Genomic DNA, 12,891 nt, shown 5'->3' on the forward strand with positions numbered 1-12,891 from the left:
GAATTTGCGATGAAGAAAATCAGGAAGGCCGTGATACCGGTGGCGGGGCTTGGAACGCGGTTCCTGCCGGCGACCAAGTCGATGCCGAAGGAAATGCTTCCCGTCGTCGACAGGCCTGTCGTCCAATATGCGGTGGACGAGGCCTTCGAGGCGGGCATCGAGCACATCGTCTTCGTGACCGGTCGCAACAAGGCGGTGATCGAGGACTATTTCGACCTGCATCCGGAATTGATCGGCACCCTGGAGCAGACCGGCAAGAAGACCCAGCTGGAGGCGCTCGAAAGCATGCTGCCTGTGGCCGGCGCCACCAGCTTCATCCGCCAGCAATCCCCGCAAGGCCTCGGCCATGCCGTCTGGTGCGCGCGCGAGGTTATCGGCAACGAGCCCTTCGCCTTGCTGCTGCCGGACATGGTGTCCTTCGGCGGTCGCGGATGCCTCGCCGAAACCGTCGAGCTTTATGAGCGCACGGGCGGCAACGTAATCGCCGTCGAGCGTTGCGAACCCAGCGAGACCAACAAATATGGCATCGTTGGCCGTGGCGCCGAGATCGGCGGCGGTTTCGAGGTGACGGCCATGGTCGAGAAGCCGGCGCCGGCCAATGCGCCTTCGAATTTCTACATCAACGGCCGCTACATCCTGCAGCCGGAGATTTTCGCGCTCCTGGGCAATCAGCAGCGCGGCGCCGGCAACGAGATTCAACTGACGGATGCCATGGTTCGTCTGTCGAAGGATCAGCCGTTCTTCGCCCAGCCTTTCCTCGGCCGCATGTTCGACTGTGGTTCCAAGGAAGGGTTCATCCAGGCCAACATCGCCTTCGCGCTGGCGCGCGACGACATGAAGGGTCCGGTTTTCGAGATGCTTCAGGAGTTCGTCCGGTCGCATGAACGCCAGGAAGAAGCCGCATAATGCCCATCTTTCGGGAGTATCGTCAGATGGCCGGCGAAGAGGGGCCGGCAGGTTCTCTCCGTCTGGCACGACGCTTGCATTGCTCTGGCGATGCTCCCGATCTTCGAGGCGCCTGCAAGCCAAGGCATGATCCCTGAAAGTGGGTCCCGGTTTCCGGAAAAGATCATGTTGAAACAGTAAGATAGAGCCAATTGCGATCAATCGGAATAGGACCGGCTCTAGAATTGGACCGAAGATGAATTATGCCAACTTTCCTCTCGACAAGAGGATGCCATTGCCGAATTCGGACGCAGGAGACGGCGAAGACTTCATCGATATCGAGCGGCTGCTTGGCATGGCCGCACGGCAGGCCAAGGTGGTTGCCGTGTGTGCCGTCATCGGTCTCTTCCTGGGCCTGCTCTATTTGCAGACAACGCCGCCCAAATATCAGTCGATCGCCAGCGTGCTGATCGACGAGGGCTTGAACAAGATCGTCGACGACATTTCGGCGACGTCGACAACCATGCAGACCGATTCCGCCATCCTGAGCCAGATCGAGATCCTGACCTCGACGCGGCTTGCCGCCGTGGTCGTCGACAAGCTGAAGCTCGACCAGAACGACACGTTCATGAATCCGCCCCAGTCGGCGCTTGCCCAAGGCATAGGCCTCATCCGCAGCCTGATCCAGTATGTCCGCCCCAGCTCTTCCATGCCGGGTGGCGCTGACTTCAGCAAGCTCGACCCGGCCGCCCGCGATGCGCTGATCGCCACGTCGCGCCGCGACTACGCGATCCTCAAGCTGCAGAACGAGATCCGGGCGGAACGCGTCGGCCGAAGCTACGTCATCGCGCTCGGCTATCAGGCGACGGATCCGGCCTTGGCAAACGCCATCACCAAGGCCTATGCCGATGCCTATCTCGCCGATCAGCTCGATGCCAGCTTCGATGCCACCGAGCGGGCTGCGGTCTGGCTGCAGGGCCGGTTGACGGAGCTGCGCCAGAGCTCGCAGGCAGCTTCGCTCGCGGTTGAGAAATTCAGGGCTGAACATGGGCTGGCGGCCAACAGCGATGGCCAGCTGATGAGCGACAAGCAGCTTTCCGACCTCAACGCCCAGCTTATCGTGGCGCAGGCCGACACCGCACGCGCCAGCGCCCGCTACCAGCAGTACAAGGCCATCGTCGACAGCGGCTCCGAAAACGCTTTCAAGGATGCCGCCATATCGAGCGACCAGCCAAGCAGCTCGGTCATATCGGCGCTCAAGACCCGCTACCTCACGGTGGCCAAGCGGCTGCAGGACGTCGAGGCGAATTTCGGCCCCGAGCACCCGCAGGCGGTGGCTCTCTCCAAGGAGAAGGCCGACATATCGACGCAGATTTTCGGCGAGCTGAAGCAGCTGACCGAAAGCTATCGCAACGAATATGAGGTGGCGCAGGCACGCGAGACCGCGCTCAGGGCCAACGTCGCGGCCGCGCAAGGCAAGAGTTCCGTCGACAACCAGACGCAAGTCAAGCTGCGTGAACTCGATCAGCAGGCGACGGCGCTCACCACGCTCTATCAGACATTCCTGGGTCGTTACGAGGAAGCCGCGCAGCAGCAGTCCTTCCCGGTCGGCAAGATCCGCATCATCTCCGACGCGTCGATGCCGATGACGGCCTCAAGCCCGCGCACCATCGTCGTGCTCGGACTTTCGCTGGTGCTTGGCCTGCTGATGGGCGCCGGCTTTGGTGGCCTGAACGAGTTTAACGAACGCTTCTTCAGGACCGGCGAGGACGTGCGCGACCGCGTCAACCTGAAATTCCTCGGCTACCTGCCGACGATCGGCGGCAAGCTCGGCAAGGAAGAAAAGCCGGGCGAGACCCAGGTGGACGCCAAGACCACCCAATCGCTGTCTTCAGCCGAAAAGCGGGCGCGCATGCGGGTCAGCATCGATTCTCCAGCCTCGATGTTCTCCGAAACGCTGCGCAGCGCCAAGATCGCCTTCGACGTCGTGATGGAAGGGCAAGGCAGCCGCGTCATCGGCATCATCTCGGTGCTTCCCGGCGAGGGCAAGTCGACGGTCGCGGCAAATCTCGCCGGCTTGCTTGCCGCCAATGGCTCCAAGACGCTGCTGATCGACGGCGACTTGCGCAATCCCGGCCTCAGCCGAGGCCTTGGCATGGAAACCGAGCAGGGCTTGATGGAAGCGGTGGTCGGCGGCCAGACCTGGCAGTCCGTCGGCAAGATCGACAGGCAGACGAAGCTGGCGATCATCCCGGCGGTGCTGCGCGGTCACTTCTCGCATACCAGCGAACTTCTCTCCTCGGCCGGCATGCGGCGCTTCATCGAGAACGCCAAGGAGACCTTCGAATACATCGTCGTCGATCTGCCGCCGCTCGGACCGGTGGTCGACGCCAAGGCCTTCGCGCCATTGGTCGACGGTTTTGTACTGGTCACCGAGTGGGGGCGCACCCCGCGCGCGATGGTCAGGTCGATGCTGGAATCCGAACCCTATGTCGCCAACAAGATCGTCGGCGCGGTGCTGAACAAGGTCGATTTGAAGAAACTGGCCAAATACGGCTCGTTCGGCGGTTCGGAAAAATTCTTCGACAAATATTCGAGCTACTATCTGGAAAAGTCGGAAGTGCGCGGCAAGGCGCCGGTCTGACGTCGACCGTTGCGCGAGTGGGTCCACTCTGAAGTGTATCGATCTTCAGGCCAGCACACCTGAATATCGTTGCGCGTCAGGAGAAGATCAGCCTGCCTTGCTTGTCGGCGATCCTGACGGCGGTCAGGCGTCCGCTCTGGAAGGCGGCCGTGTCGATGCCGAGCCGGCGCCCTTCGAGCTTCGGGACATCCACCGGCGTATGCCCGTGCACCACCCAGCGGTCGAGCAGGTGCGTTGCCTCGAAGAAGTCCGAACGGATGTTGATCAGGTCATGGTCGGTTTGCGCCGCAAGGTCGACGCCGGGCCTGATGCCAGCGTGGACAAACACGAACTTACGCGAACGGACCATGATCGGCAGCCCGCGCAGGAAGCTGACGTGATCGTCCGGAATGATCTCCCTTATGCGCCGGTCGATCTGCGCGCTGCTCCCGTAGAGGCTGGTGAGGCGCGCCGGATCGATGCCATAGGAAAACAGGGTTTGCAGGCCGCCCGTCGCCAGCCAGGGTTCGCGGGACAGATTTCCGTCGAGATAGTTCAGCATTGCCACTTCGTGGTTGCCCGCAAGACAAATGCGCTGAAATCCTTTCGGCGGCGGCGCCAGGAGGTGATCGAGCACCCGCGCCGACTGAAATCCCCGGTCGATGTAGTCGCCAAGCATGACGATGATCTTGCGGCTCTGGAAGCGCAGCGAATCGAGCAGGATCTTCTGCTCCAGCGCGCGGAGTTCCTTGTAGCAGCCATGCACGTCGCCGATCGCATAGACGACGGCGTCCTGCATGTCGATATCGAGGCGCGGACGCGCCGCGATGCGGGGTTTTCGCTGGAACAGGGTCACGTGCCGGGCGTCTCGAGGCAAGCTCTCATGCCGAAGGCATAAGTGCCTGTTATCATGCCCGAAACGAAGAATTCCGCAATCGTGGAAAATGCAGCTGCGCCGGGTCGGCACCGCCAATGCATGTCGCTCGGAAGTGAGCTCCGTTTTGGGAGAGCGATCCGTGGAACAAAGGCCTGGAGTGGGCCTGAATCCGCTCAGGCGCGACATGCTTTAGGTCGGCGGCCGGCCCGGTCTGCCGGACCGTCGTCAGGCTGCCTTGAGCCGATAACGGAAAACGGTATGGTCGAGCAGCAGCCGGATGCGTGGTTCGGCCTCGGTCGCCACTAGCCAGCTTGCCGCGATCATTGTCGCGCCGACGACCGCCATCGAGAACAGATGCGGCAGACCGGCGCGGACCAGGATGCCGAGCAGGGCCGCGCCGACGACATCGTGCAGCAGGTAGAGCGGATAGGTCATCAGCCCGATCCGACGCCAGCCGCTCCAGGAGAGGTCGAGCCGCAGCGACCACGCCATCAGCGCGATGCCTATGAGGAAGATGAGGATCGGCGGGGCGAAGGGCATATCACGCCCGACCTTCAGGATATGAACGTCGACCGAACTGGCGATCTGCAGCACACCACCGGCCAGGAACAGGGCGCAGAAGGCTAGGCGGGCGGCTGTCACCGCCTTGAAGCGCATCAGCCACAGCATGACGCCGGTGGCGAAGAACACGCCGTGATGCACCAGAAGCAGGTCGAGCGTGCGTGTTTCGGCAAGGTCGGCCCAGTCGAGCGGGTAGTAGAGGCACCAGAACAGCGCGCTGACCAGGCCGATGGCGAGCGCCACAATTTCCATTAGATGGAAGCGGCCGAGCCGCAGCAAGGTCCAGACGACGGCATAGAAGGCGATCTCGATGCCGAGCGTCCAGTAGACGCTGTCCACCCATGGCGCGTAAGGGGCGAACAGGCCGGTGCGGACGAGCCTGACGACGGCATCGGTCGGCCAGCTGAGGCCGACGATCAAAAGCACCGCCGCAGTGACCGGCGCACAGATCCACACGGCCGGCGCCAGCCGTTTCACCCTGGCTTCGAAAAACCGCAGGGGTGTCGACCTTTCGGCGCTGAAGGCGATGACGAAGCCGCTGATGACGAAGAAGATCTGGACGCCGACCCAGCCGGATTCGACCCAGGCGCCTATTGCCGGCTGCGGGGGAACGCCGCCCGTGGCGCGCGCCGAAACACCGTCAGGATACGCCCACACCCAGAAGCCATAGTGGTAGACCATGACCATGACGGCGGCGAGAAAGCGCAGGATGTCGACGCCGCCAAATGTAATCTTCTGCTGAGCCATGCGACCTTTGTCGATGGCCCCCCGCGAACGACTTTAGGGTGCATTGCTGCGTCGCACAATAAAAGTATTGCTTGCCGATCGAAAAGGTCGTCCGCGGCCCACCCTTCAGTGGCTCAAAGTCCGATTCCGCGCTCCTTCAGCGCCGCAGTGATCTCGTCGAGGATGACCGGATCGTCGATGGTTGCCGGCATGGCCCATTCCTCCTTGTCGGCGATCTTCTGCATGGTGCCGCGCAGGATCTTGCCCGATCGCGTCTTGGGCAGGCGCTTGATCGTCACCACCGTCTTGAAGGCGGCGACCGGGCCGATGCGTTCGCGCACCAGGCCGACCACCTCGTTCTCGATGGAGCCGATATCGCGGGTCACACCCGCATTCAGCACCACGAAGCCCAGCGGAACCTGGCCCTTCATGGCGTCGGCAATGCCGATGACCGCGCATTCGGCGACATCGGGATGGGCCGAAAGCACCTCTTCCATGGCGCCGGTCGACAGGCGGTGGCCGGCGACATTGATGATGTCATCGGTGCGGGCCATGACGTAGAGATAGCCGTCCTCGTCGACCATGCCGGCATCCGCCGTCTTGTAGAAGCCGGGGAACTCGTCGAGATAGGCTTGGCGGAACCGTTGATCGGCATTCCACAGCGTTGGCAGGCAGCCGGCCGGCAGCGGCAGTTTGATCACCACATTGCCCAGCGTGCCGCGCTGCACCTCATGGCCAGCATCGTCGAGAACGCGGATGTCGTAGCCGGGCATCGGCACGCCGGGCGAGCCGTATTTCACCGGCAGCAGGCCAAGGCCGGCGGGATTGATCGTCATCGGCGAGCCGGTCTCTGTCTGCCACCAATGGTCGACCACAGGCACATTCAGCTTCTGCTCCGCCCATTTGATGGTTTCCGGGTCGGCGCGCTCGCCGGCAAGAAACAGCGTGCGGAACTTCGAGAGGTCGTGTTTGGCAATGAACTCGCCCTTCGGGTCCTGCCCCTTGATGGCGCGGAATGCGGTCGGCGCGGTGAACAGCGCGACCACGCCATGCTCCGCTATCACCCGCCAGTAGGTGCCGGCATCGGGCGTGCCGACAGGCTTGCCCTCGAACAGGATGCTGGTGCAGCCATGCAGCAGCGGTCCGTAGACGATGTAGGAATGGCCGACCACCCAGCCGACATCGGATGCCGCCCAGAACACCTCGCCCGGCTTGACGCCGAACTCGTTTTCCATCGTCCATTTCAGCGCGACCATATGGCCGCCATTGTCGCGCACGATGCCCTTGGGCTGACCGGTCGTGCCCGATGTGTAGATGATGTAGAGCGGATCGGTGGCAAGCACCGGAACGCAGTCGACATTGGCGCCCGCTGCCCGTTCGCGGGCGACCGCATCGGCGTAGTCGATGTCGAAATGCTCCTTCAACTCGCATCGCAACTGGTCGCGCTGCAGGATCAGGCAGGCGTCCGGCTTGTGGCGGGAGATCTCGATCGCCTTGTCGAGCAACGGCTTGTAGGCAACGACGCGGCCTGGCTCCAGGCCACAGGATGCCGAAATGATCAGCTTCGGCCTGGCATCGTCGATGCGGGTGGCAAGCTCATGCGAGGCGAAGCCACCGAAGACCACCGAATGCACCGCGCCGATGCGGGCGCAGGCGAGCATGGCGATGGCCGCCTCGGCCACCATCGGCATGTAGATGATGACGCGGTCACCCTTGCCGATGCCGCGGTTCTTCAGCACCGAGGTCAGCGCGACGACCTCGCGCTTCAGCTCGGCATAAGTGAACTTTTTCACGGTTCCGGCAATCGCACTGTCGTGGATCAGCGCGATCTGGTCGGCGCGGCCGCCGGCGACGTGGCGGTCGATGGCATTGTAGCAGGTGTTGCAGGTGGCGCCGGTGAACCAGCGGCCATAGACACCGGCATTGGCGTCGAACACCTTGTCCCAGGGCGAATACCAGTCGATGGCGCCGGCCGCATCCGCCCAGAATTGTTCCGGATCGCGTTTCCAGCCTTCATAGACCTCGTGATAGCGTGAAGCCATCCATACCTCCCCGGGAAATGTTTTTCTTCCTTCCAGATAGCGCGCTCTACCCTTGGCCGCAAATCCACGCCATTGTGACGACGGCATCGACCTGGCGCTTGGGGGCAAGCAGCTATGAACTGCGAGACGGGACTGGGGTGGTGATGTCTGCTGCTGTTCGGATCATCGGGCGCTTTTCGCTATCGTCGGTCATGGGCGCCGTACTTGCTATGTCCACCGGAACCGCTGAAGCCGGCGATGCCGCGGCACGGCACATCATCGGCTTTTCGCCGGATGGCGCTTATTTCGCCTTCGAGCAATATGGAACGCTCGACGCCGGCGCCTCGGACTCCGGCTGGTCTGAGATCGACATCATCGATACCCGTACGGATCGGTTCGTTGGCGGTAAGCCGATCCTCGTCGTCGATGAGACGGAGGAGGCGACACTGACGCTGGAGCAGGCGAGGGCGCAGGCCGCCGCTCAGGCGGCGCCCATTCTCGCCCATTATGCAATCACATCCCCAGCCGAGCAGACAGCGTCCGACAAATTCACCTTTCCGGGTGAAATGGTTGCCTACAACGACATCTCCCGCCTCGAACAGGTGTCGCAGAAATGGCTGTCGCCGCTCCATGGCGAAACGGGCGTTTCGACCATCCAGCTCGACGAGATCCTGGCAGCCAGCACGGGCGATTGTTCGGCGAGTTTCGCAACGACGGAGCGGCGCGACACATCTGGCAAGGCACTCGGCTTCCGGCTGACGCTGCAAGGCCAGGACGGCAAGCCGGTCAAGATCCTGCACGAGGACAAGACCGTGCCGGGCTCAAGAAACTGCCCGACCTCCTACAGCCTGTCGGAATCCTACGAACTTACCCCGGCCGGCAAGCTGCCGGTAATTGTCGTGCTGGTGCAGCGTTTTAGCCAGGGTTTCGAGGGGCGCGATCGCCGCTTCCTCGCAGTGACCGGGCAGCCACGCTGAGAGGTCAGCCCCAGGCGCCGGCAGCCGCTCTGTCTGAAGGTTGTTTCTAGATCGGCAGGGCCACAAGCATAAGGCCAATGCCGCCAGCGATCAAAATGGCTGTCGCCAGCGCTTTTCTGTGACGTTCGAAGCTCGTCGGAGCTCGCTCCCAATTGTAACGCATACGCTATCTCCCCAATACCCAGGCAGGTTTTACCTTACTTAGGGGAAGAAATGCAACGTCCGCTGCCGGCAGCCCGCTGTTTGTCACGTTTCATCGATGACTATTTCTGGGCCGAATGCGGCCGGGAAGACGCAACCGAGCAGGTTCTAACGCGACTGGCGCGGAAAATCTGTCAGCAAGGCCGTTGGTCCGTGCACCGGGCTCCCGTGATCGGCTGATAGACAGCGCTCCACCTCCGCGCTATCTGATTTCCGGGATGAGCATGGCTTGGAGGGGGCGTGGTGGAAATAGTCTCTGGAACCGTTCTGCGGCTGGCCGAGGATGCCTCGGTGCAGCATGTGGGCGATGGCGCAGTCGTGCTTTTGGCGCGCAGCGGCCAGCTCTATACATGCAACGGCACGACCGAAGCCTTTCTCGACAAGGTGGACGGCGCGCGCAACCTCGACCAGATCGTCGACCTGCTTTGCGAGGAGTTCGAGGTCGACAAGGGGACGCTCGATCAGGACATGGCGGCACTGGCCACGGATCTGATCTCGGAAGGTATCCTCGCCGCGCTAGGTGCTTGATGGCTGACGGCCCGCTCCTGCGCGCTCTTTTTCGCTGCCATCTCTGGGCGAGCGCGCGGCTGATGCCGGTCCTTGTCACCAACCGGAGCTTCGAGGAGGTGCTCAGATGGGCGCCGCTCGCCTCGTCGACGCCCTATCGCGGTCTGCCGTCCGCCTACATCGTCGCGAGCGTCAACCGCACGGTCCGCCATCCCTGGCTGATGCGTGACCGCAGGTGCTTGAGGGAAGGTCTGCTCGGTCATCGTTTCCTGCGACTAGCCGGCTTCGATCCGGACCTGCGCTTCGGCGTCGAACCGCAGTCGATGCAAGCGCAGCGTCTATCGGCGCATTGCTGGGTCTGCCTCGACGGCAAGCCGGTGGTCAGCGACAAGCTTCCCGGCATGGTCGAGATCTATCGTCATCATGCCGATGCCGTAAAGGCGCGTCCCGCTTGACCAGACCTTCAGCCTGCTATGGCCTCAACGGCCTGATCCTTGGCATATCGACCGAGCGCTCCGAGCTGTGGCAGGATTTCGACCGGATGCTGGGCAGCCTGCGCATAGAGGAACCCGTCGCGCCGGACTTTCGTCTTGAGATCACCGAAACAGACACGCTGGACGAGACACCCAATGGATCCCTGGTCTTCGATGGCGAGGTGCCGGAGGATGGTCCCTGCCGGATGATCGAGGATGGCGGCATTGTCCATCTGGTCTTTCCCGGGCGCCAAACCGTTGCGATCAATGGTGGGGAAGGTTGGGCCGAACTCCGGATTAGCACCGGTACGAAAGCCGCCTGGACGCCGTCGATGTTGGTCCTGGATGCCGCGCTCGACGCCGGTGGCCAGCATATGCTGCATACGGCCGGGCTGACCTTGCCTGACCGCGATGCGGTGGTGCTGGTCCACGCCCCGAGCGGCACCGGCAAGACCACGACGTCGCTGGCGCTGGCAACACAGGGCTTTGGCCTCTGCTCCGACGACGCCATGATCCTGAATGTCGCTTCGGGCAAGGTCGTGGCCTGGGGCTTGCCGCGCGCCGTCAAAATCCACCGGAAGGCTGCCGAAATGATCCCGCAGGTGGCGCCATGCCTTGGCCAGACGTGGGATCGCAACGGCGAACAGCCGGTCTCGTTAGAACGGTTGGGGGGTATCATCCGGGTGGAAAACGCATCCGCCCGGCCGGTGGCGGCGCTTCTGCATCTGGCGCGTTCCGCCGACGGCCAGACCCGGCTCGTCGCCATGGCCAGGACCGACGCGATGGTGGCCCTGGCAGTGGACAATGTCCGCACCGGTATGACCGGGCTGCTGCCGATGCAGAAGCGCAGGCTGGCGACCATCGCCGGGCTGGTCAATGCGGTGCCGACCTTCCAGCTCGAAGTAGGCGGGCGCCCCGCTGACGCTGCGGCGCTGATCCGCGCTACCCTGGATTGACGTCAAGTCAGGCTACTTGCGGCCTGGCCTTGGCCAATCTCTGGATCCACCGGAAGGCGTCGCGGCGCAGGCGCGAGCCCAGTCTGTCCCTGGAATTGACGCCAAGCAGCGTATTCGTTGTGATCAGCCGCCTGGCCAGCCGTATGGAGAGATCGGGCTTGATGCGGCCGGCGAGTTCGAGCGCGCGGCTCTCGTCGAACAGCTGGCCGGTCACATTGAGCACGATTGCCAACTCCAGTTCGATGCCGGTCATACGGGCAGCGTCGAACAGGCGTGCTTCCGCTTCGGGTGATTGCAGCGCCCGCACCCCTTGCAGCACGTCCACGCAAAGCTGCAATCGGTGGAATTTGTGGCCGCCCGCGGCGTGCACGATGGCGATCGTTAGAAGAGCCGCCGGCGTGTCCGTGGCTTCGCCGTCGATGGCGCGCAATTCAGGGAAACCCAGCGACAGGCGTCGCCGCATGCCGGTGTCATGCACGAGGTCGCCATGCAGTTCGACCAGCAGGCTGGAATTCTCTTTTTCCAGCCATTTGAATTCCTGCAATTCGTAGGATTCGGCCTCGTTGCTGCCAAGCTCGAAGCTGCATGCCGCGATCACCTGGTTTGCCCTGGCCAGATTGGCGGGTTCGACCAGGATGTCGATGTCGGTGAAGGGCCTGTCGGCGACGTTGCGGTAGAGCTTTCGCGCGAAGACGGGTCCCTTGACGATCCGCGCCGGAATATTGTCCGCCGCCAGTCCCTTCATGATGCGGTCCCCATGATACTTCAACAGCATCGACTGGCCGGTGGCGATCGTTGCCTTCTGGCGCAGATCCTCCAGCTTGCCGTGCAGGTCGGCATCCGCTGGCAGCCGCGCGTCCCCGCTGAGCTTGCGCAACATGATCGGCAGCACGCCGTGAAACTCGGCATTGTCGAGCAGCGCCGTCAGCGTCTTTGCCGACAAATCTTCGCCGCCTGCCGCCGCCTCGGGGTCAGCGAAGCGCAGCAAGAGTCTTTCTTCGGCGGAAGTAAGCGGTGGCAGCATCAACCCAGCTAGCATTGCGAGCAAGTCAGGAATGGTTGCAGAAAAGCCTAATGTAAGCCAGCTTTTACATGCCCCAGCGCAGCGCCGCAGTGTGTACCGGCGCGTCCCAGAATGCGGTCGTCTCGTCGTCGAGCATGGTCAGCGTGATCGAGCAGCCGGCCATATCGAGCGAGGTGACGTAGGAGCCGACCAGCGAACGGGTCACCGTCACGCCATGCTTCTCGAAGATTAGCCGTGCGCTGTTGTACATCAGATAGAGTTCCATCAGCGGCGTGCCGCCGAAGCCGTTGACGAACAGCAGCGCCGGGCCTTTCGCTTTGTCGCCGAGATCGCCGAGGATCGCGGCGCAAATCTCCTGCGCGATCGCATCGGCGCTTTTCAGCGCATCGCGCCGGCGGCCGGGCTCGCCATGGATGCCGACGCCGAACTCCATCTCGCCGTCGCCGATATCGAAAGTCGGCTTGCCCGCCGCCGGCACGGTGCAACTGGTCAGCGCCACGCCCATCGAGCGGGTAGCAGCGTTGACGCGGTCGCCAAGCGCCTTCAGCGACGCCAGAGCCAGGCCGTGTTCGGCCGCCGCGCCGACGATCTTCTCCACCACCAGCGTGCCGGCGACGCCACGCCGGCCCGTCGTATAGGAAGAATTCTCGACCGCGACATCGTCATTGGTCACGATCTGCTGGACGCCTTCCGACATTTCGGCCGCCATCTCGAAATTCATGACGTCGCCCTCGTAGTTCTTGACGATGAACAGGCAGCCGGCGCCGGTGTCGACGGCCTCTGCCGCCGCCAGCATCTGGTCCGGTGTCGGCGAGGTGAATACCTGGCCGGGGCAGGCGGCGTCCAGCATGCCGTGACCGACAAAGCCGCCATGCAGCGGCTCGTGACCGGAACCGCCGCCGGAGATCAGCGCCACCTTGCCCGGCCGCAAGGTCTTTCGGCGGATGAATTTGTGCTCGTCGCCGAGCACGAGGATGTCGGCATGGGCGGCGACGAAGCCGTCGAGGCTTTCGGTCAGCACCGTGTCCACCGAATTGATAAACTTCTTCACGGCCGTCTC

General features: G+C 63.0%; 11 protein-coding genes. 6 read left to right on the top strand and 5 right to left on the bottom strand.

All coding sequences use genetic code 11. The features are described 5' to 3' along the window. The first annotated feature begins 9 nt into the window (after window positions 1-9). Together M729_RS0134295 and M729_RS0134300 are read left to right on the top strand one after the other, a co-directional pair. Window positions 10-906, top strand: a complete 897-nt coding sequence (locus M729_RS0134295) for a UTP--glucose-1-phosphate uridylyltransferase (RefSeq protein WP_013528099.1) — start codon at window positions 10-12, stop codon at window positions 904-906. 235 nt (window positions 907-1,141) lie between these two features. Beyond that, window positions 1,142-3,529, top strand: a complete 2,388-nt coding sequence (locus M729_RS0134300; RefSeq protein WP_027164272.1) for a polysaccharide biosynthesis tyrosine autokinase — start codon at window positions 1,142-1,144, stop codon at window positions 3,527-3,529. Window positions 3,530-3,605: 76 nt separating this feature from the next. Here M729_RS0134300 and M729_RS0134305 read toward each other — a convergent pair whose 3' ends face one another. The 3 genes from M729_RS0134305 to M729_RS0134315 form a co-directional block, all read right to left on the bottom strand. Next, complete coding sequence (locus tag M729_RS0134305; RefSeq protein WP_013528097.1) at window positions 3,606-4,364, bottom strand: metallophosphoesterase family protein; 759 nt, start codon at window positions 4,362-4,364, stop codon at window positions 3,606-3,608. Between the two features lie 246 nt (window positions 4,365-4,610). Next, the gene (locus M729_RS0134310) at window positions 4,611-5,693 is read right to left on the bottom strand and encodes an acyltransferase (protein WP_024501824.1); all 1,083 of its coding nucleotides are present in this window, start codon (window positions 5,691-5,693) and stop codon (window positions 4,611-4,613) included. A gap of 113 nt (window positions 5,694-5,806) precedes the next feature. Further along, the gene (locus M729_RS0134315; protein WP_027164273.1) at window positions 5,807-7,714 is read right to left on the bottom strand and encodes a propionyl-CoA synthetase; all 1,908 of its coding nucleotides are present in this window, start codon (window positions 7,712-7,714) and stop codon (window positions 5,807-5,809) included. A gap of 143 nt (window positions 7,715-7,857) precedes the next feature. On the opposite strand from M729_RS0134315, the gene M729_RS0134320 reads away from it, so the two are divergent. The 4 genes from M729_RS0134320 to M729_RS0134340 all read left to right on the top strand — a co-directional run bounded on the left by M729_RS0134320 (window position 7,858) and on the right by M729_RS0134340 (window position 10,807). Next, on the top strand, window positions 7,858-8,670 hold the full coding sequence (locus tag M729_RS0134320) for a DUF2259 domain-containing protein (RefSeq protein WP_224618434.1): 813 nt from the start codon (window positions 7,858-7,860) through the stop codon (window positions 8,668-8,670). Window positions 8,671-9,111: 441 nt separating this feature from the next. Next, window positions 9,112-9,399 (top strand): PqqD family protein, encoded by a 288-nt coding sequence (locus tag M729_RS0134330; RefSeq protein WP_027164275.1) that lies wholly within the window; start codon window positions 9,112-9,114, stop codon window positions 9,397-9,399. Beyond that, window positions 9,399-9,833: a lasso peptide biosynthesis B2 protein gene (locus M729_RS0134335; RefSeq protein ID WP_024501821.1), complete on the top strand. Its 435-nt coding sequence runs from the start codon at window positions 9,399-9,401 to the stop codon at window positions 9,831-9,833. The genes M729_RS0134330 and M729_RS0134335 overlap by 1 nt, the downstream gene beginning before the upstream one ends. A gap of 86 nt (window positions 9,834-9,919) precedes the next feature. Next, window positions 9,920-10,807 carry a serine kinase gene (locus M729_RS0134340; RefSeq protein ID WP_245267689.1) on the top strand — a complete coding sequence of 296 codons (888 nt, stop codon included), beginning with the start codon at window positions 9,920-9,922 and terminating at the stop codon, window positions 10,805-10,807. A 7-nt stretch (window positions 10,808-10,814) separates the two neighbouring features. Here M729_RS0134340 and M729_RS0134345 read toward each other — a convergent pair whose 3' ends face one another. Then, window positions 10,815-11,831: a nucleotidyltransferase family protein gene (locus M729_RS0134345; protein ID WP_032809903.1), complete on the bottom strand. Its 1,017-nt coding sequence runs from the start codon at window positions 11,829-11,831 to the stop codon at window positions 10,815-10,817. Between the two features lie 64 nt (window positions 11,832-11,895). Beyond that, on the bottom strand, window positions 11,896-12,882 hold the full coding sequence (dhaK, locus tag M729_RS0134350) for a dihydroxyacetone kinase subunit DhaK (protein ID WP_027164278.1): 987 nt from the start codon (window positions 12,880-12,882) through the stop codon (window positions 11,896-11,898). Window positions 12,883-12,891: the final 9 nt, after the last annotated feature.

It is taken from the genome of Mesorhizobium sp. WSM1293 (assembly GCF_000513875.1).
GTDB classification, from domain to species: Bacteria; Pseudomonadota; Alphaproteobacteria; order Rhizobiales; family Rhizobiaceae; genus Mesorhizobium; species Mesorhizobium ciceri.

Excerpts from the sequence above, each read along its gene's own strand:
- M729_RS0134295 (WP_013528099.1), top strand. The coding sequence starts at position 10 with ATGAAGAAAATCAGGAAGGCCGTGATACCGGTGGCGGGGCTTGGAACG.
- M729_RS0134300 (WP_027164272.1), top strand. The coding sequence starts at position 1,142 with ATGAATTATGCCAACTTTCCTCTCGACAAGAGGATGCCATTGCCGAAT.
- M729_RS0134310 (WP_024501824.1), bottom strand. The coding sequence starts at position 5,693 with ATGGCTCAGCAGAAGATTACATTTGGCGGCGTCGACATCCTGCGCTTT.
- M729_RS0134315 (WP_027164273.1), bottom strand. The coding sequence starts at position 7,714 with ATGGCTTCACGCTATCACGAGGTCTATGAAGGCTGGAAACGCGATCCG.
- M729_RS0134320 (WP_224618434.1), top strand. The coding sequence starts at position 7,858 with ATGTCTGCTGCTGTTCGGATCATCGGGCGCTTTTCGCTATCGTCGGTC.
- M729_RS0134335 (WP_024501821.1), top strand. The coding sequence starts at position 9,399 with ATGGCTGACGGCCCGCTCCTGCGCGCTCTTTTTCGCTGCCATCTCTGG.
- M729_RS0134340 (WP_245267689.1), top strand. The coding sequence starts at position 9,920 with ATGCTGGGCAGCCTGCGCATAGAGGAACCCGTCGCGCCGGACTTTCGT.
- M729_RS0134345 (WP_032809903.1), bottom strand. The coding sequence starts at position 11,831 with ATGCTGCCACCGCTTACTTCCGCCGAAGAAAGACTCTTGCTGCGCTTC.